The sequence below is a fragment of the Methylobacterium sp. Leaf99 genome (assembly GCF_001422375.1).
Taxonomy (GTDB): domain Bacteria; phylum Pseudomonadota; class Alphaproteobacteria; order Rhizobiales; family Beijerinckiaceae; genus Methylobacterium.
Genome location: NZ_LMMU01000001.1, coordinates 624,425 through 641,109, shown reverse-complemented (window position 1 = coordinate 641,109; position 16,685 = coordinate 624,425). Strand labels below are relative to the sequence as shown.

Sequence of the window (16,685 nt, the reverse complement as noted above, 5' to 3'; positions counted from 1 at the left end):
TGGCTACGCTCGAACGCCGCGATGGTTGCGCCGCGAGGGTTGCGCCCCTCGGCGGGCGGCATTGAATTCCTTGGCCCCCACGCGCATATCGCGCGCACCCAGCGAAAAAAACCTTCGGAGGCGGACCCTTGAGCGACACCGTGGAGCGGCACGAATTCGGCGCCGAGGTCGGGCGCCTGTTGGACCTCGTGGTCCACGCCCTCTATTCCGACCGCGAGATCTTTTTGCGGGAACTGGTGGCCAATGCGGCCGACGCCATGGACCGGCGCCGCTTCGAGGCCCTGACCGACCAGGCCTCCGCCCTGCCGCCCGACGCCAAGGTCCGCATCACCCCCGACAAGGCGGCGCGCACCCTGACCCTGTCGGATGCCGGCATCGGCATGACCAAGGCCGAACTCGCCCAGAACCTCGGCACCATCGCCCGCTCCGGCACCCGCGCCTTCAGCCAGTCCCTCGGCGACGCCAAGCCGGAGGACAAGCCGAGCCTCATCGGCCAGTTCGGCGTCGGCTTCTACTCCGCCTTCATGGTCGCCGACCGGGTCACCGTCACCTCGCGCCGCGCCGGGTCGGACGAGGCCTGGACCTGGGCGTCCGAAGGCCAGGGCAGCTACACCCTGGAGCCGGCGACGCGTCCTGAGCCCGGCACCGACATCGTGCTCCACCTCAAGGCGGATGCCGACGAGTACCTCGAGGGCTACCGCCTCGATCACGTCGTGCGCAAATGGGCCGACCACATCACCGTGCCCATCGCCCTGGTGGAGGACGGCAAGGAGGAGACGGTCAACCAGGGCACCGCCCTGTGGCGCAAGTCCAAGTCCGAGATCACCCCGGAGCAGTACACGGCGTTCTACCGCCACGTCGGCATGAACTTCGATGAGCCGTGGGCGACCCTGCACTGGCGCGCGGAAGGCGCCCTGGAGTTCTCGGCGCTGCTGTTCGTGCCCGGCATGAAGCCGTTCCAGGCCGTGGAGAACGAGCGCGCCAGCAAGGTGCGTCTGCATGTCCGCCGCATGTTCATCACCGACGAGGCCGAATTGCTGCCGACCTGGCTGCGCTTCGTCCAGGGCGTGGTCGACACCGAGGACCTGCCCCTCAACGTCTCCCGCGAGATGCTGCAGGCGACGCCGGTCCTGACCAAGATCCGCCGGGCGGTCACCGGCCGGGTGCTCACCGAACTCACCAACCGGGCCAAGGACGCGGAGGGTTACACCCCGTTCTGGGAGAATTTCGGTCCCGTCCTCAAGGAGGGCATCTACGAGGACCACGAGCGCCGGGCCGAGATCGCCCCGCTCCTGCGCTTCCATTCCTCGGCCCAGGACGGCTGGACCTCGCTGCCCGACTACGTCGCCCGGATGAAGGACGGACAGGAGGCGATCTACTACCTCGTCGCCGACGATGCCGACGCCCTCAAGAGCTCGCCCCAGCTCGAAGGGTTTCGGGCGCGGGGCGTCGAGGTGCTGCTGCTCTCCGACCACGTCGACGCGTTCTGGCCCGAGGCCCTCGGCCGCTTCGACGACAAGCCCCTGCGCTCGATCACGCAGGGCGCCATCGATCTGTCGACGTTCGCGGACGCGGCCGAGGGCCCCGAGGCCCCGGCTTCCGTGGACGCCCTCGTCGCGGCCCTCAAGACGGCGCTCGCGGCGGACGTGTCCGAGGTCCGCGCCACCGACCGCCTCGTCGAGAGCGCCGTGGTGCTGTCGGCACCCGCCGGCGGGCCGGACCTGCAGATGCAGCGCCTCCTGCGCCGGGCGGGCCGGGGCGGCGCCAGCCTGCCGGTCCTGGAGATCAACCCGCGCCATCCCCTGATCCGCGGCCTGGCCGACCGGGTCGAGGCGGGGGCGGATGTGGCGGAGGCCGCCGGCACCCTCGTCGACCTCGCCCGGGTCCAGGACGGCGACACCCCGCGCGACCCCGTGGCCTTCGCCCGCAAGGTCGCCGCCGCCCTGGCCGCCGCCCCGCCCTCCACCGCGCCCTCAGCCCCGGCCACGGACGCGTGAGCCCCGCCCGCGCCCCGGTCCGCATCCCCGTGCGGGCTGGGGCACCATGAGGATCCTGCTGCCCACCCTCTACGACACGCGCGGCGGCTCGACCCGGGTCCTGCTCGCCGCCGCCGAGGCCCTGGCGCCGGTCCACGCCGTCACGGTCCGGGCGCCCCTGGCCGAGGCCGACGATCCGGCACCCGCCCTGTTCCCGTCCCGGCCCCTCACCGGCCTTTGGCGCAAGCTCACCGTGCTGCCGCGCCTCGTCCGTCTCCTCGTCCGCGAGACCTGGGCCCTGCGCCGCCTGAGGCCGGACCTGATCCACGTCCACGACGAGCCGTCCCTCTACGTCTACGGCCTCGCCGCCCGGGCCCTGCGCCCGCGCCCGTTCGTGCTCTGGCACCTGCACGCCGATGCGGGGACGGGGCGCACCGCCCGCCTACGCGTGGCCCTGGCGGATGCCTGCATCCTCATCAGCCCGCACGTGGCCCCGCCGCGCGGCCTGTCCGCCACCCTGATCCCGAACCCCCTCGCCCTCGCGCCGCTGCCCGCCCCGGACGGCGATCCCCTCGGCGCCGATCCCCTCCACACCATGGCGGTGGTCGGCGCCGTGGTGCCGCGCAAGGGCCAGGATCTCGCCGTGGCGGCCCTGGCGCTCGTGCGCGCCCGCCACCCCGCGGCCCACCTCACCCTCGTCGGCCCGGAACTCGATCCCGCCTACGCCGCCGCCCTGCGGGCCCGGATCGCCGCCCTCGGCCTCGACGGCGCGGTGCGGTTCGCCGGCGCGCGCCCGGCCGCGACGGTGTTTTCCGGCATCGCCCTCGCGGTCTGTCCGTCCCGGTCCGAGGCGCAGCCCCTGGCCCTGGCCGAGGCCCTGGCCCGCGGCCTGCGCATCGCCGCCACCGACATCCCCGCCCACCGCGCCATGCTGGAGGCCATCGGCGCCGACGCCGCGACCCTCGCCGCCCCGACCCCCGCCGCCCTCGCGGACGCGATCCTCTCCGCCGCCCGCACCCCACCCCCGCCCGGCCTCGCCACCCGCACCCGCCACCGCCACGACCCCAGCCGCTTCACGGCGGCCCTGCGCGCCCACATCGACGCCCTGCGCGGCCCCCCACCGTGAGCCGCCCACTTTTCTCCCGGGGCCGACTTGTGAATCCGCCACGCCCCATGCTAAGCCGCGCTCGTCTCATCGAGGCCCCCGCGGAGAGGTGGCAGAGCGGTTGAATGCACCGCACTCGAAATGCGGCATGCCTGCAAGGGCATCGGGGGTTCGAATCCCCCCCTCTCCGCCAGTAGATCTATTTAAGTTTCTGATTTTGCTGCACTTTTTTAGAAGCGCAGCTTCAGCACCCCAACATTTACCCCAACGTTTTTCGTGGATCGCAGCAAACGCTGGCGGACTCAGCCTGGGACGGCATTGTGTGGGTCGCCGCCCCGACGGAGGGCGTCATAAAGCTGCACTGGCTGCCGCCGGATGCCTTAGAGCGCCTATCAGAACCGTCTGCTTTGACCCGGAGCTAAGGGGGCCCGCCGAAGGCCAGCCGTGATGCCGGACTGCCGGCAGAAGGAAGGACGTGCAGCATGGTCAATCGCAGATCGTGGCTCCGTGGCTGCGCGTTGGCGATCGCTGCGCTATGGGCCTCCTTGCCGGCCTTTCCAGCGACGGCACAGGGGATCAAACTACCCGATGGCGCCGAAGCCGCTGCAAGGCTTCCTCCAAGCGACGTTATGGCGAAAGCGCAGGCCCTTCTCGCGGCGGGCCGCGCAGACGAGGCGACGTTCTGGTTTTATGCCGGACAGTTGCGCTACCGCAGCTACCTGACAGCGCATCGTGATCTTGATCCGACTGGGCACCCGGCCCTTTTCGCCGCGCTGATCGAGACGATCGGGCGGCCGGTCAACGAATATGCCTTCGGCGACGTCCCGAAGCTGGCGAGTACGATCTCGATGGTCCTGGAATGGGACCGGCGCTATCCCGATCCGTCGCTGGCTGGCCCGGAGCACGAAAAGACGCGAAACGGTCTCGTAGGCCTTCGAGAGCAGATCATGGCCCAGGCCGACAGCATCCGCCGCAAGCGTCAGCGGCGGGGATTGCCGAACCGGTAGAAGCCGCAGACGGGGCCACAGCCGGTGAAGCCGGCGGATCCCCATGGGGCGCATCCCGCCTTAAAATGCCTAACAGAAGCGTCTGATTTGGTTGAAGGTGATGAGGCTTGCGGCGAGGCTGGTGAAAGCCTTGTGGATGTCAGCGCGCCGCTCGTAGCGAATTGGCAACCGGTGGAAGCGGCTGAACCAAGCATGGGTCCGCTCCACCACCTAGCGGTGGCGGCCGAGCCTCTGGCTGCTGTCGATGCCGTTGCGTGCGATGTGCGGCGTGATCTCGCGTGCGCGGAACTTCCTCCGGCGGGATCTGGCATCGTAGGCCTTGTCAGCGTGCAGCTTGTAGGGGTGTCGGCGAGGCCGGCCCAGGCGACTACTGCGCAGCCGCGGGCACAGCCGTTGCGGGTGGAGTGACTATCGGCGCTGGTGGCGCAGTTGCGCGCTCAGGAAGATGCGGGCGATCCGAGTGGTCGAGGGTGAGCGGACGCAGGTGGGGCAGGTGCGGCGGACTCGCTAGCAGAAAAGGCGCAACCTCACAGTTGCGCCTCTCCAAAATTACTAAGTCTGATGATTCAGCGGAGCGACCGGCGGCGTATGGCTTCGTCGTAGCTGCCGGGGTGCAGACGACCGAATTTTACGTCGGCGATCCGCCCCTGGTTCACATCGAAGGGTGCTGCGATACGGCTGTAGATTTCGCCGTCCATCAGACGAAGATGAACCTGTACGGCCTCCTCAAACGTGAGGCGGTGGCAGGGCGGCTGGTGTCGAGCTTTGGCCATTATGGCCTCCTTTTGGAGGCCTTGGAAACTTGACACGCCATCAGGCACGCACGTAAAGTACATGTGTTGTTGCTGACAGCCGCAAGCCCCCAAGGCCGTTGCGGTTAAGACATTAGCCGGGGCAGGCACGCCTCGGCTTTTGTCGTTTTTGAGCCGAATCGTTCAGCCCAATGCTCATATTAGCTTTCGCAGACCAAGAGTCAAACGGCCGGCGTTTAAATGCGCTCAGAGGCCTCGCCAGCGCCATTTAAGACTTTAAGCCTTCAAACCACGCAGGAGCGCTTTTTGGCCACCCACGACCGTTTTTGGGCCAACTCAGGCACGTTCCGTATTGGTTCCGAGGGGCATATCGCCTTAGCCGGCGTGCCGCTGCCAGTAGCATTCCACGCGCGTCTGACAGTCGGAGTTATTGTCAGCCCAATCGTGCGGGTGAACGCCGTCCCGTTCGGAAGGCGACCATCAATTAGCTAGAACTCCTCAGCCATTCGCTCCCTGGAACGGCCTCAGCAGCCGAGCCAAACCGGACGCTCCACCATCGGCCTCACTGTGGGCATCGTTGACCCGATAGGCGATTCGACTGAGCGCGGCGGGGAGGGCTACTCCGGGTAGGGAAGCGCCTGGGTTAGCCCCTAGCTGGCTTAAGCTTCGCCGGTTTGGCGGCATCCTTCACCGCAGCCTCATCGGCATCCCGCGCCAACCGCTCAGCCTTCAAGCGAACGATCTTGTCGTCACGGGTCGCCTCTTTCTCTCTCACCTCTTCCCAAACCTGCCCTGCGGTGTCGGCCCTCTCGGCTGCCTTGGCGGCTCGGGTTTCGGCACGATCCTGACTGCGACTATCGTCCTGTGTCATTGGTGATCCTCCGAATGTGCGCCCTCGTGACCATCGCTGAGCCCGGCTCCAGCGCGGGTCACGGACGCGGCGCTGGCGCGGGGTTCTGCTGAGTGGGTCCAGGCTGCGTCGGCGTTGGCTGGTTGGGGCTCTGTGGGACGGGCGCCGGCTGCTGGGGGTTCGTCGACGGTGCAGTCTGGCCGTCCGAAAGCGTCTGGTTCGCTTTGGTCTGGAGCTGATCGGCGGTCTGTTGGTTGATGAGCCCGTACGAAACGGCGGCCGCGAGAGCGATCGCGATGACAGCGCCGATGATCGTCTTCGAGAGTTTGCTCTGCATGGGTACGCTTCCAACGGCTGGAATGGAAAAGGCCCCGCCGCGGCATGCGCGGCAGGGCCTTCAGACTCAGTATGATGGCGCCAGCCTAGTAGCCGCGGCCATAGTAGCCAGGACCACTCCGGTCATATGCGCTGGCGGCTGCAGCACCCGCTGCTACGCCGGCAATGCCTAGGCCCACGGCTGCACCTGTCGATAACCCGCGACGGTCGCGTCGGTCAGCACGGCGGTCATAGCCTCGGTCTCGATCGTATCCCCGATCGGCACCGCGCTCGTAGCCACGGCTGTACCCACCATCACGGTAGCCGCCGTATCCATATCCCTGCGCCTGAGCACCGGTTGCGCCAATAGCCCCGAGTGAGAGCGTAACGGCGGAAATGAGAGCGAGCTTACGCATCGTTGTCTCCATCGCTGTTGCGTTGAGGAGCCAACTCAAAGTGATGGGATGTGTTCCGATGTTTCCCTGGGGACGGACCGTGATGGCTGGCGCCTTGCGGCTCGAAGCATTCCCTTAGGCGCTCGCCAGTCCTTCTCGATGAAGATGACGCCAGCGGCCTCGATGGCTCTTTTAGTGACCTGCCGGCGCGTCCTCGGTTAAGGACCTGATGCCGTCCTTGGCAACCGCGCGCTCGAAGGCTTCGTAGGCGTCCAGATCGCTCTCGAACGTCTCGTCCCAAACGATGTGGCTGCGATCAATGCCCACAACCTCCAGCGTCCATTCATCCTCGGTATAGGCAAACCGGTAGATGTGAACCGTCACCGTCTGGCCGTCGCGGGTGATCGCACCACCGAGCGGCGATGTCTCTAGTTCGCGGTCCGGGATCGACATGGCCCACTCCCTCACATGCTGGTGTCAGGAATGTCCTTGTCCCCGATGGTAGGCGCAAGCGCTTCTTCGCCCTCCCACGGCAGGCTCTGCCAGGGCGGCTGACCGCCACGAGCTTCGTAGTCCTCCCGCGACAAGGTCAGCTGGCCTTGCTCCCCATCCTCCGCGCGCACGTGCGTCGGCCGGGGCTGCTTAGGCAGGCAGAGGTAGAGACCCTTGAACGAGGTCGCCATGTGATCGGCCCTTCGGTTTGCCTACTGGCCGGCGCCTGCTGGGGGCAGGCCCTGCTCTGGGGTGGGAACAACGCCTAGGCCGCCAGCAGCATCAGGTGGCGCTGCGCCGAGGCGTCGTAGCAGCGCTTCGTAGGTCTGAGCCGCTGGGGAGTGCGGTTGGAGCTCGTTCGTGCTGTCTAGGACCTGCTGAACGTCCTGGACGAACAGGCGCTTCGCTTCATCACCGCCCGGGACCGTTTCGAACAACCGGCTGATCGCCAGCTCGTACAGGCCGACGAGGATCTGGAGCTTCTGGGTGTCGTCGGACATAGGCGCTCCCCGTGCGTCACAACGAGAGGGTAGGGCACGGATCAAAGATTTCCGCCTACCGAGATGAGGCAGGGATCCGTTAAGGACGGGCAGTTCGCGCCGGGAACGCACCGAGTTCGGCCGCGCTTCTAATGGCATGTCAGATCTGGAAGCGCTCATCGAACGCCTGCGGGCTGAACAAAACTTCCTGGAGCTTAAAGCCAAAGGAAGAGGTTTCCTCCCGGGCAAAGGCGTCCTGCAGCAGATTGCTGATCTCGAGACCAAGATCCATGCGATCGAAGCGGTGATGGAGGATCGCTGAGGAGGGCAACGCAGCACGCAAACCCGTTGCGGCCAGCACTGGGGCTACTTCCGAACTGCCATCATGTCGTGGGTCAAGACCGTCAACTTCCCGATCAAGCCGGTGATGTCGGCACCCTTGCACGACCATTGCGTGCCGATCGCCTCGCCGTCCGCGGAGACGGATACTACCGCGACGGATCGCATCTTGCACTCACGGGCCAGGGCGAGTTGATCCTGCAGTACCGCGATAATCGAAGCAGTATCCTCGTAGGCGACATCGGGTGAAACCCGGGTGGGGAACGGCACGACCCGTCCAGTCTGCTCATTCACGCTCATCTCGACCTCGCTCCAGCCCCGGCTCTTAGGCAATGGCGTGCCGAGTCGCTTGGTGCAGAGTGTGGCAGCTTGTCCGTGTCAGAGAACGCAGCGTTGAGGTGTGGCCGCGAGAGCACTCAGTGCCGCGCCCTCCGCGGGATCGGTCGCATCCCTCCGTCCAAATCCTCCGGCGTCATCCGGTCCCAGCGCGCCCGTCCGGTTCGCAGGTCGACCTCGAGGCTGAACATACGCGGCGCCGTGCCCGGATCGCCCTTGCACCGCGGCGGACGATGCTGCTCGCGAACGTCGAACACGACGACATGGCCGGTGGAATGGCCCCCTCTCATGATGAAAAAGCAGCGTCGCAGCTCCTTCGGAACAAGGCGGTGCTGCCGGATGATGCGGAGGGCGGTATCAGCTTCCCGCCCCTCCTTGCGAGTGGCCGGCGCTGCGCTGGCGTTCGCTGTTAGCAGCGCGCCGACGAAGCCCAAGCTCAGGATCCGCAGGCCCAGCCTCATCGCGGATCGGCGTGTAGCTTGAGCGCCTTCGCTCTGGCTTCGGTCAGCGCCCGTGCGCAGTCGAGGACGGCGCCCGAACGACCCGTGCCGCCGTACCACTCGAATCCTGTCACCTCGCACTCTGCATCACGGTAGGCGACCCAACGGCGCTGCGCCTCGACGAGGGCCTTTCGCCAGTCCTTCCGAACCTCCGGCGCTGTGTCGCCCTTGTCGATTGAAGCCATCACGGCGCGGTAGGCCTCGTTCAGCAGTTTGTCCGCCACCTCGTAGGCGTCGTTGATGCAGAGGGTGGCGTCCGGCGTTGAGATCGCCTTCTTGCAATCGATCCCGAGATCCTCTGCCTGGGAGGCGAGCGCGAACGACGGCGTCCCAGCGAGCGTCAGGCCCAGGATCAACCTGGGAAGTATGCGCTGAACCATCAGCCCTTCACCCCCTGGAACGGTCTCAGCAGCCATGCGAGGCTGGACGCTCCATCCTCGACCTCGTCGCGGGCTTCATCGACCTGATCGACGATTTGTTGGAGCGAGGCTGGCAGCTCGGCCTCGTACTTATCCAGCAGGATCGCGGCGTCGAGGAGGGCGTGGATATGCGCCTCTGAGATGCTCTGGCCGGCGTCCTGCTCGCTCAGCACTCGTTCCGCTAGAAGGGCCGCGAGGTTCGAGAGCTCGCCCAGACGCCGCGGAGGCACAGGCGAAGCTGGGTCGTCGGTCATTGAACCCTGTCTCCTGCCCACTGGCGGCATTATGAGCTGTCATCGCTTGAGCTAATCGAGGGTGGCCCCGAGGCAAAGGGCGTCTATTCAGACGACGAGAAGCCCTAATCCTTCACGGTATCCCGATGCTGGGACCTCCGAGCGTGCTAGCGTAGGCGAACCAAAACGTTTTTCGGTGGGCCACCACAGGTTTGAAGTTTGTACGGTGTGAAGAAGCTATCTGGCCCAGGCTTTCCATCTGGATCCATATAAGTGAACTCGATGCTTTTTGGGCAATTTTGCCCCCCCTTGGATCGAATATTTGTCCAGTGCCAGCGCTTACTAAGAGCGCAACCACCAATCACGCTGGGTTCTTCGACTATCAAGCACCTTTGGTCGGGCGCGCCTTGCGCATGCTCATCACGTACTCGCTTTGCTTGTAATGCCTTTGAGCCTCCGGCCGAAACGACATGACAACTTTCTCGCTTTTTATATTGGTCCCCTAATGAGCTAACTGAGCAAGTTTGACCAGAGAAAGTATAATTGGCTGAAGTTCGAAAACCTGTAGGACCAACAGTTTCAAATGTAATGTTATTACCGATGATTGATACGGTTACAGTTGAGCCGACTGGGCCAGGGTTCGATCCAAGGCGGTAAGTGCCCGAACCTGCTCCGCCTGTAAGCTGGATTTCATCGCCACGAATATTTAGAGAAGATTGAAATGTTTTGCAGCCATTGCCGCATGTTTCGTATGTGATAATGACAGATGTTCCATCTAAATTCGAGACAAGTCCGGCTGAGAAGACGCCCCGCGACGATACAAAAAACATTATTATGGCAAATGTAGTTTTGACTAAATTCTTCATTTATTTGCACCATCGCGTTAAATAACATTGCTGCAGGGTAAAAATCGCACGGTATATTCTTCTAACTTACGACCAGATTAGCGGACGCTAGCGGCGATTCCGCTTGGACGGCCGCCGCAGGTACGGAACGAGGAGCCCGAAGTCTGCGTCTGATCGCCTTGAGCGCCATCCGGCTTGGTGTAGGTGAACCGGAAGCTCGCGGGGCAGCCGGGCTTGTTAGTGGATCTAACCGTGTTCACGTGCCAGAACTGAAACTTATTGCCGCAAACCTCATCGGTCTGCTTCACGTTCAGCCTGTAGCATCGGCTGTCGACAACGTCCTTCGGAGGCTTGCCCGCCTTGGATGGGATCGAAGGGCCGCTTAGGCTTGGCGAGAGGACGCGGCACGTCATATTGCGTGCGGGCACGCCAGGACCTGTGATGGACAAGGAGCACGATCGCCCCGACACGGAGACTTGCGTGAGGCTGCGGCCTCCAACTGTGTCGCTTGCCATACTCAGGACATTGCCTGCGATGGATACATTGGTCGTGAGGCCGGACGAGGCATTCGAACCGTATCTCAGCGTTCTCGAAGCGGCTCCGGTCAAAAGGATGTTGTCACCCTCGACCCGGAGCTGGCTGGGGAAACGACGGCAGGAATCGGAGCAGATCTCATAAGATAGGGAGACGGACAGTCCATCGAGCTCGGAAAGAGGCCCGGCAGATGCACGCGGTGCAGCGAGTAGAATGAGGGCCGCCGTCCCAACGATACTAAGATCCCGGATCATGTGCCCTCCGCCGTTTGAGGAACAACAGAGCCAAATCCGGTGCACTTGGTCAAGGCGGAGTTGCGCGTGACCAGCTCCGACAGAGGGGAGTGCTCAAGCCAGATATCGGGGATGACCACTACAGTGCACATTTAGGTTTGCTCACTCGAGCGGGCTACCTATGAACTCTGGTTGGCCAGGCACCTTGTAGAATGCGCGCTGGGCCGGGCACCAACCAGCAGCACCCTCTCGCTTGATCACGCCTAGGAACTCGGAACGCACGCGATCAACCGTGCGCTGGATGAGAACTGCGCCGAACCTCTCAACGCCGTCCTGCAACATCCAGCCTTTGACCTCGGCAAGCCGCTTTCTGTCGAGCAGGTAGAAGGGGCTGCAGATCGGCTCAATCAGACCGATTCGAGCGATCGAGCGAGCCGATTTCATCAGCGTCTCGTCCGCTGTCTGCGCTTGGGGCGATCCAGCGATCAGCGTCGCAGCGAAACCAACCACCCACAGCTTGGCGAACTGCCGAGTCATTTCAGATAGCCCTTCGCTTTCGGGTGCCTGGCGAGCATCAACTTTTCGCCCCTTGGAACGGCCGGAACATCCAAGCGAGCCGACCTGCGTTGTCCAAATCCGCCTCGGGCTTTGGCGAAGTGACCGGCCCCGGCCCTTCCGCGGCAAGCATGATCTGTCCCAGCAGGGACGGCAACTCGATACCATACGCCTTTAACAGCAGGCCGGCGTCGAGAAGCGAGCGAATGTGGTCGTCAGGTACCGGTTGCTTCATGATTTGAGCGTCCAGCACTTGATCAGCGAGGAGCGTCGCGAGCCGCGAGACCTCAGCAAGGCGCTGCGGGGCTGTCGGGCGGGTAGTAGCTGGAAGCAGGTCTGCCATGGCCTTCAGGCACCGCCACACATGTGCTGGGAATCGCTAAGCGTCCACGAGCCTTCGGTGCGCAGGTTCGTAGTCGTGTACGTCTTGCCGCGGTCATCCCCCTTTGGACAGCCCTTGGGAACCGACACGAGGCAGGTCAGCACCTTGTCGCCAACCCGCGAGCGGCCGATCTCGGGCACGTACTCGTAGGACACGCCGTACACGCCGTTCTTCAGATCAACGGTCGTGCCTTCGTCCATCCCGTCGCCCTTCGGTTTGACGAGCTTGTCGCTAAAGCGCGTTCCAATGCGGACGATCACCGACGCCGAGCAGGTGCCAACTTTCTTCGGCGGCTGCGCGAGAGCTGCTGTCCAATGGGCAGTGAGCAAAAGCCCCACGCCGGCCACCCCAAATGATCTTCGAAACACCCCGACGCCTCCCTACTGCGAATCGCCCCGCTATTCCGAACTACCTCCACTAGAATCACTTTCATTAAGGTTACGTCCACCACGGACGTCAGACGCGTCCGAGATGACGACCCGCAGGAAACGCCCCATGGCCCTCAGCTCCGAAAACTCTCCCACGCCCGGCAATCTCGTCCTTGAGACCCCTCCGGACTAGCAGGCGCCGACGACCGCGATACTGAAGGCCGATATCGATAGCGGGCGGACCGGAGATAAAATCGCTCATTACGATCCGGGCTTGTCGCAGCTTGGCACCGACGACGAGGCGGCCGGAAATCCACCCTCGCCCGAACGCATCGCCCTGGCGCGCGAGACCGGAGCGGCCACGCCTCGTGTCCGCGCGGTCGCCCAGCCACATGGTGGGAACGCTTGGGTGATGCCGGCCTTCGTCGGGGCGGCCGTCCTCATTCCGACGGTCATCGGCGTATCGCTCTACCTGCTTCGGTAGGACGCCGGGCCGGGTTTCGTGCCGAGGCTGTCAATCTGTCCCGCGCCGCCCCCGCCCCAAAGGCTCGGCAGCGATCCGCCGCTTCGCGCAATCCTTGCGGGCCTCATGCTGCTCGGGACCGTCCGCGGCCATGGCGCGGTCTCAGCCGACTACCCGAAATTCCCTGAGACCCACCGACGTCGACGGTTTTACGGATGTCGTATTGTATCCTTCCAATGGGCCGCTATGGATAAACCCGCCGCGGCCGGAGCCGGGCGGGTGGATATTGGTCACGGGATAGGCTGAACCTTTTAGCGGGTCGGCCCTCTGTAATGCGTCCCTTATGCAGCTAGCTGAAAGCCGCCCTCGATAAGGCCGACGAGGTGGATCTGCGCCTCAGGGCTCTGCGCGATCTCCAGCGCCACCGTGGCGCGAGAGACACCATGTGCGAGCTGGTCGATGTAGAACTCGGCACCCCCAGCTTCCGGCGACCGGCCCAGCGCGCCCTGATACAGACCGTTCACGAATGCCAGGTCGCTGCCGCTCGGGATGCGGCCCGCGTACTCCGTCGACGTGAGGATCGCTGCTGCAGCTTGGCCGAGTCGGCCCGCCTCTCCGGCAGCCCCGCCTCCGCCATTCTCGACAAAGGCGGAGAACGCCTGCAGGCCACCTGCATCCGGTGCCCGTCCAAGCAGGCCATAGTACAAGCGCGCCACGCCCGCCTCCGAGGCGTCCGGCACGTACACTCCCGTCTTGAAGATCGGCGCCAGAACGGACTGAGCCTCGGCGCTGGTTGCGAGCTGGACCGCCACCGTTCCGGGGCTGATACCGGCTGCGAGCTCGCCGGTGAAGGTCTGCAATCCTGACGGGTCGGCCACCCGCCCTAGGAGCTTCTGGTACAGGCTCTGGACGAAGCCGTTCGGGTCAGTGGCGGCGTTCGGAGCGCTGGCGCCCTCCGGGGAGCCCAGCAGCGCATTGGCGACATCCGTAAGGGTAGCCCCGTTCTGGATAGCGGTGGTGAAGGACTCCAGCCCGAGCGGATCTGGGGCACGGCCGAGCAGCGCCTTATACAGGCCGTAGACGCCGCCAGCAGCGCTTGCCGTGTCCGTCACCGTCCCACCGAACGCAGGCGCGTTGGCCGTCTGCGGCGTCGGCCCGGTGGGCTGGGTCGGCTGCGTTGGCTGAATGGGTTGCGTCGGCGGGGTTGGGGCTGGCGTGACATCGCGGATCGCTACGTCGTTGCCGTCCCCGCCACTGTAGTCGATCAGGTAGGTATGCCCCTGAGTTGAGAAGGTGTCGTTGGCACCAAGATCGACTGCGGCATTGTTGATCCGCAGGCTGGTGAAGCGGCCGGTGACGGCGTCCGTCACGTCGTTGGCGATCAGGATCAGGTTCTGGCCAATGCCAGCGGCGAAGTCGGTTGGCGTCGAGAAATCGAGCAGGCCGGCAAGGCTGACCGTGCCGGTGACGTTGATGCGGTCGGCGACGGTCGAGGAGGCGACGTCCTCGTGGAAGATCGGGTTGCCGCCGTTAGCAGTGCTGAGGGTCAGACTGCCGGTCGCCAGGGTCCCGACCCCCAAGCCGGCTGAGATCGTTCCCCCGACCGTGATGGTGCCGGCGATCGTGCCGGAGCCGCCCAGGGTCGCACCTACCCCTACCGTGACGGCTGATTGCTGAGCGAGCGAGCCGTTGACGAGCAGCGTACCGCCCGAGACCGTGGTCGCTCCAGAGTAGTCGCTTGCGCCGGTCAGGATCTCGGTCCCGCCTGCCACGCTCAAGCCACCGGTGCCGGTGATCTTGCCGGCGAAGGTGTCGGCGGCGGCCGAGAGGTTCAGGGTCTTGGTGCCGAGCGTCACCGTCGCACCGACCGTGGTGCCGGCCAACGACTTGATCGATGAGCTAGCGGCGGTCACGCCGGAGATGTCGAAGTTAGCGTTGTCCGTGACCGTGGACGAGGCAGCGATCGAACCGGCCCCGGACAGCGCGAGGGTGCCGGCTGCGATCGTAGTCGTGCCGGTGTAGGTGTCGACGGCCGACAGCGTCAGGGTACCGGCGCCGTCCTTCTTCAGCGTGCCTGAGCCGGTCGTAATCGTGCCGGCGATCACAGTGTTGCCAGCGCCACCCACCGTGAGATTGAAGCCTCCGGTCACGGCGTTCGCGGCATTCAGGGTTAGCGTGCCGCTCTCCGACTGGATGCGGGCATCGGCCGCAAGCGTGACAGTGCCGCCGAAACTGTTGGTGTCGCTACCGTTCGACAGCGCCCCGGAGCCGCGGCCATTGCCAGCAAGGCTCAGCGCTTCGGCACCGACCGTGATGTTGTTCCGCAGATACAGGGTGGCGCCAGACTCGACGATGGTGCCGCCTGCAGTCGTGCCGAGGGCCGTATCGTTTAGGATATTGAGGTTCCCTGACGAAACTGTTGTTGTTCCCGTGTAAGTGTTGGAGCCATTCAGGCTGAAAGTATTCCGGCTAAACGTGAGGCCGCCACCGTTACCTGAAACAGTACCGAAAAAACTCGAGGATCCATTAACATTGAGGGTTTTTGCACCAAGTTCTGTCTGCCCAACGCCATTATAATTATTGATATCGGTGCTTGTCCCGGCCAGCCCCGAAATATCGAAAATCGAGCCGTTATTTGATATTCCACTTGAACTCGCGATTGAGCCCGCATCTATCAACGCGAACTTGCCTCCGTTGAGTTCTGTTGTGCCAGTGAACCCTGTATTGTTCGCAGCCAGAGTTAGTGTGCCGCTACCCTGCTTTGTCAGCCGCCCCACGCCCGTGATGGCGCCATTCACCGTAAGTGTTGTTCCAGTAGCTTCGGCGAACGTGCCGCCGCCGCCATTGATGGCGACTGCACGAGCCATCGCGAAACTCGCGGTGGTGCTGAGCGTGCCGCCGGTGAAGGTAAGACCGCCAGTCGAGGCACCAAGGTTATTGTCAGCACCGACAGACAGCGTGCCGGAGGAGAGCGTGGTACCGCCGGTGTAGGTATTGGTATCCGACAGGGTTACGGTGCCGGGGCCATTCTGCGTCAACGCGCCGTCGCCGGAGATGACCTTCGACACCGTGACGGCTGTCGCCTGTTTGAACGCCAGCTTCGCGCCAGCGGCCACGCTGATGCCGCTGGTGTTGGCTAGCGTTCCATTGCTAATACCGTTGCCGAGCTGCAGTGTGCCAGCGCTAATGGTTGTCGCGCCGGTGTAGGTGTTGGCGCCGGTTAGGGTCGTCGTGCCCGTCCCAATTTGCTGGAGAGTGCCCGTCCCGGAGATCACCTTGTCCAGGGTGATGGCGTTGGAGTGGTTGACTGCCAAGATGCCGTTGTTGGTGATCGAGCTAGTACCGGCGATTGAGCCAGTCTCGCCGCCGTCGCCGAGTTGCAGTGTGCCAGCCGAGATTGTTGTAGCGCCGGTGTATGTATTGACGCCGGTCAATCCGACGAACTGATTGCCATCCGTCTGAACATTAATGTCACCAGCTCCACGAAAGCTGTTGACATAGGTGAAGCTGTTCCCTGTGTTGATCGTGCTCTGATCGAGGCTCAACGTCGCGCCCGCCGCGACAGAAATGCTTCCGTTGCAGCTGCCTCCCGTAATCGTGATGAGCTGGTTGATGCCGCTGGTGAATGCTAGTGCATCGCCGATATCGCCCGTTCCACGGCTCGCCACGCCGCCGGTAAAGCTACCGGAGTTCAGGACGCGCAAACCAGATCCCGCTAAGCCGGCGCCGCCAGCGGCGCCCGAGCCACCATCGCCGCCAGTGATCGAGCCCGTGTTCGTTACAGTCGAGTTCAGGGCCGTAAGGCCAGCGCCACCCTCGGCCGACGTACCTCCAGTGCCGTTAGCACCGCCCACACCGCCGTTACCGCCTACGCCGCCTCGAATGGTTCCAGCGTTGGTAACGGCAATCCCTGAGGTGACCTGGAGGCCGACACCACCTCCGCCGCCGTCACCTCCGAAGGAGCCAGCGTTGCCTCCCGCCGCTCCACCGTTACCGCCATTGCCGCCGAAGCTTCGGCTAGTGGCTTCAATCTCAATGGTTGGTAGGAAGTAAGCGAGGATATTTGCGCCAGCACCGCCGCCGCCGCCACCTCCATTTCCATTGCCA

20 protein-coding genes, 1 tRNA gene and 1 pseudogene are annotated in these 16,685 nt (G+C 64.3%); 5 read left to right on the top strand and 17 right to left on the bottom strand.

Annotation, left to right across the window (positions count from 1 at the left end):
- Window positions 1-128 precede the first annotated feature (128 nt).
- The 4 genes from htpG (at window position 129) to ASF28_RS02960 (ending at window position 4,088) form a co-directional block, all read left to right on the top strand.
- Window positions 129-1,997 (top strand): molecular chaperone HtpG, encoded by a 1,869-nt coding sequence (gene htpG, locus ASF28_RS02975; protein ID WP_056087431.1) that lies wholly within the window; start codon window positions 129-131, stop codon window positions 1,995-1,997.
- Window positions 1,998-2,043: 46 nt separating this feature from the next.
- A complete protein-coding gene (locus tag ASF28_RS02970; protein WP_056087429.1) occupies window positions 2,044-3,102 on the top strand; it encodes a glycosyltransferase family 4 protein in 1,059 nt (352 codons plus the stop codon).
- Window positions 3,103-3,184: 82 nt separating this feature from the next.
- A tRNA-Ser gene (locus tag ASF28_RS02965) sits at window positions 3,185-3,274 on the top strand.
- Between the two features lie 436 nt (window positions 3,275-3,710).
- Window positions 3,711-4,088, top strand: coding sequence for a hypothetical protein (locus ASF28_RS02960; RefSeq protein WP_056087426.1), 378 nt, complete (start codon window positions 3,711-3,713; stop codon window positions 4,086-4,088).
- Between the two features lie 69 nt (window positions 4,089-4,157).
- Here ASF28_RS02960 and ASF28_RS21375 read toward each other — a convergent pair.
- The 16 genes and pseudogenes from ASF28_RS21375 to ASF28_RS02900 all read right to left on the bottom strand — a co-directional run.
- Window positions 4,158-4,457 (bottom strand): annotated as a pseudogene (locus ASF28_RS21375) (transposase); the annotation flags it as partial.
- A 197-nt stretch (window positions 4,458-4,654) separates the two neighbouring features.
- The gene (locus ASF28_RS21370; RefSeq protein WP_082475963.1) at window positions 4,655-4,861 is read right to left on the bottom strand and encodes a hypothetical protein; all 207 of its coding nucleotides are present in this window, start codon (window positions 4,859-4,861) and stop codon (window positions 4,655-4,657) included.
- 622 nt (window positions 4,862-5,483) lie between these two features.
- Window positions 5,484-5,711, bottom strand: coding sequence for a hypothetical protein (locus ASF28_RS22195; RefSeq protein WP_157085305.1), 228 nt, complete (start codon window positions 5,709-5,711; stop codon window positions 5,484-5,486).
- 58 nt (window positions 5,712-5,769) lie between these two features.
- Window positions 5,770-6,027 (bottom strand): hypothetical protein, encoded by a 258-nt coding sequence (locus ASF28_RS02950; RefSeq protein WP_056087421.1) that lies wholly within the window; start codon window positions 6,025-6,027, stop codon window positions 5,770-5,772.
- A gap of 565 nt (window positions 6,028-6,592) precedes the next feature.
- Window positions 6,593-6,853, bottom strand: a complete 261-nt coding sequence (locus ASF28_RS02945; protein WP_056091122.1) for a hypothetical protein — start codon at window positions 6,851-6,853, stop codon at window positions 6,593-6,595.
- A gap of 11 nt (window positions 6,854-6,864) precedes the next feature.
- The gene (locus tag ASF28_RS02940; RefSeq protein ID WP_056087418.1) at window positions 6,865-7,083 is read right to left on the bottom strand and encodes a hypothetical protein; all 219 of its coding nucleotides are present in this window, start codon (window positions 7,081-7,083) and stop codon (window positions 6,865-6,867) included.
- Window positions 7,084-7,104: 21 nt separating this feature from the next.
- A complete protein-coding gene (locus ASF28_RS02935) occupies window positions 7,105-7,392 on the bottom strand; it encodes a hypothetical protein (protein WP_056087414.1) in 288 nt (95 codons plus the stop codon).
- 139 nt (window positions 7,393-7,531) lie between these two features.
- Window positions 7,532-7,732 carry a hypothetical protein gene (locus ASF28_RS22190; protein WP_157085303.1) on the bottom strand — a complete coding sequence of 67 codons (201 nt, stop codon included), beginning with the start codon at window positions 7,730-7,732 and terminating at the stop codon, window positions 7,532-7,534.
- Window positions 7,733-7,737: 5 nt separating this feature from the next.
- Window positions 7,738-8,010, bottom strand: a complete 273-nt coding sequence (locus tag ASF28_RS02930; protein ID WP_056087411.1) for a hypothetical protein — start codon at window positions 8,008-8,010, stop codon at window positions 7,738-7,740.
- A 116-nt stretch (window positions 8,011-8,126) separates the two neighbouring features.
- On the bottom strand, window positions 8,127-8,507 hold the full coding sequence (locus ASF28_RS02925) for a hypothetical protein (protein WP_056087408.1): 381 nt from the start codon (window positions 8,505-8,507) through the stop codon (window positions 8,127-8,129).
- On the bottom strand, window positions 8,504-8,962 hold the full coding sequence (locus ASF28_RS02920; RefSeq protein ID WP_082475961.1) for a lysozyme inhibitor LprI family protein: 459 nt from the start codon (window positions 8,960-8,962) through the stop codon (window positions 8,504-8,506). The genes ASF28_RS02925 and ASF28_RS02920 overlap by 4 nt, the downstream gene beginning before the upstream one ends.
- Window positions 8,926-9,219 (bottom strand): hypothetical protein, encoded by a 294-nt coding sequence (locus tag ASF28_RS02915; RefSeq protein WP_157085302.1) that lies wholly within the window; start codon window positions 9,217-9,219, stop codon window positions 8,926-8,928. The genes ASF28_RS02920 and ASF28_RS02915 overlap by 37 nt, the downstream gene beginning before the upstream one ends.
- 146 nt (window positions 9,220-9,365) lie before the next feature.
- The gene (locus tag ASF28_RS22185) at window positions 9,366-10,064 is read right to left on the bottom strand and encodes a hypothetical protein (RefSeq protein WP_157085300.1); all 699 of its coding nucleotides are present in this window, start codon (window positions 10,062-10,064) and stop codon (window positions 9,366-9,368) included.
- A gap of 908 nt (window positions 10,065-10,972) precedes the next feature.
- On the bottom strand, window positions 10,973-11,347 hold the full coding sequence (locus ASF28_RS02910) for a hypothetical protein (RefSeq protein WP_056087400.1): 375 nt from the start codon (window positions 11,345-11,347) through the stop codon (window positions 10,973-10,975).
- Between the two features lie 37 nt (window positions 11,348-11,384).
- On the bottom strand, window positions 11,385-11,708 hold the full coding sequence (locus ASF28_RS02905) for a hypothetical protein (protein ID WP_056091119.1): 324 nt from the start codon (window positions 11,706-11,708) through the stop codon (window positions 11,385-11,387).
- Window positions 11,709-11,713: 5 nt separating this feature from the next.
- Window positions 11,714-12,085, bottom strand: coding sequence for a hypothetical protein (locus tag ASF28_RS02900; RefSeq protein ID WP_244474869.1), 372 nt, complete (start codon window positions 12,083-12,085; stop codon window positions 11,714-11,716).
- A gap of 304 nt (window positions 12,086-12,389) precedes the next feature.
- On the opposite strand from ASF28_RS02900, the gene ASF28_RS23650 reads away from it, so the two are divergent.
- Window positions 12,390-12,599: a hypothetical protein gene (locus ASF28_RS23650; protein ID WP_338011684.1), complete on the top strand. Its 210-nt coding sequence runs from the start codon at window positions 12,390-12,392 to the stop codon at window positions 12,597-12,599.
- 320 nt (window positions 12,600-12,919) lie between these two features.
- Here ASF28_RS23650 and ASF28_RS21360 read toward each other — a convergent pair whose 3' ends face one another.
- Complete coding sequence (locus tag ASF28_RS21360; RefSeq protein WP_162239974.1) at window positions 12,920-16,282, bottom strand: DUF4214 domain-containing protein; 3,363 nt, start codon at window positions 16,280-16,282, stop codon at window positions 12,920-12,922.
- Between the last annotated feature and the right edge of the window lie 403 nt (window positions 16,283-16,685).

Excerpts from the sequence above, each read along its gene's own strand:
- ASF28_RS02935 (WP_056087414.1), bottom strand. The coding sequence starts at position 7,392 with ATGTCCGACGACACCCAGAAGCTCCAGATCCTCGTCGGCCTGTACGAG.
- ASF28_RS22195 (WP_157085305.1), bottom strand. The coding sequence starts at position 5,711 with ATGACACAGGACGATAGTCGCAGTCAGGATCGTGCCGAAACCCGAGCC.
- ASF28_RS02920 (WP_082475961.1), bottom strand. The coding sequence starts at position 8,962 with ATGGCTGCTGAGACCGTTCCAGGGGGTGAAGGGCTGATGGTTCAGCGC.
- ASF28_RS02915 (WP_157085302.1), bottom strand. The coding sequence starts at position 9,219 with ATGACCGACGACCCAGCTTCGCCTGTGCCTCCGCGGCGTCTGGGCGAG.
- ASF28_RS02905 (WP_056091119.1), bottom strand. The coding sequence starts at position 11,708 with ATGGCAGACCTGCTTCCAGCTACTACCCGCCCGACAGCCCCGCAGCGC.
- ASF28_RS21370 (WP_082475963.1), bottom strand. The coding sequence starts at position 4,861 with ATGGCCAAAGCTCGACACCAGCCGCCCTGCCACCGCCTCACGTTTGAG.
- ASF28_RS02910 (WP_056087400.1), bottom strand. The coding sequence starts at position 11,347 with ATGACTCGGCAGTTCGCCAAGCTGTGGGTGGTTGGTTTCGCTGCGACG.
- ASF28_RS02925 (WP_056087408.1), bottom strand. The coding sequence starts at position 8,507 with ATGAGGCTGGGCCTGCGGATCCTGAGCTTGGGCTTCGTCGGCGCGCTG.
- ASF28_RS02940 (WP_056087418.1), bottom strand. The coding sequence starts at position 7,083 with ATGGCGACCTCGTTCAAGGGTCTCTACCTCTGCCTGCCTAAGCAGCCC.
- ASF28_RS02945 (WP_056091122.1), bottom strand. The coding sequence starts at position 6,853 with ATGTCGATCCCGGACCGCGAACTAGAGACATCGCCGCTCGGTGGTGCG.
- ASF28_RS02930 (WP_056087411.1), bottom strand. The coding sequence starts at position 8,010 with ATGAGCGTGAATGAGCAGACTGGACGGGTCGTGCCGTTCCCCACCCGG.
- ASF28_RS02950 (WP_056087421.1), bottom strand. The coding sequence starts at position 6,027 with ATGCAGAGCAAACTCTCGAAGACGATCATCGGCGCTGTCATCGCGATC.
- ASF28_RS22185 (WP_157085300.1), bottom strand. The coding sequence starts at position 10,064 with ATGAAGAATTTAGTCAAAACTACATTTGCCATAATAATGTTTTTTGTA.
- ASF28_RS02970 (WP_056087429.1), top strand. The coding sequence starts at position 2,044 with ATGAGGATCCTGCTGCCCACCCTCTACGACACGCGCGGCGGCTCGACC.
- ASF28_RS02960 (WP_056087426.1), top strand. The coding sequence starts at position 3,711 with ATGGCGAAAGCGCAGGCCCTTCTCGCGGCGGGCCGCGCAGACGAGGCG.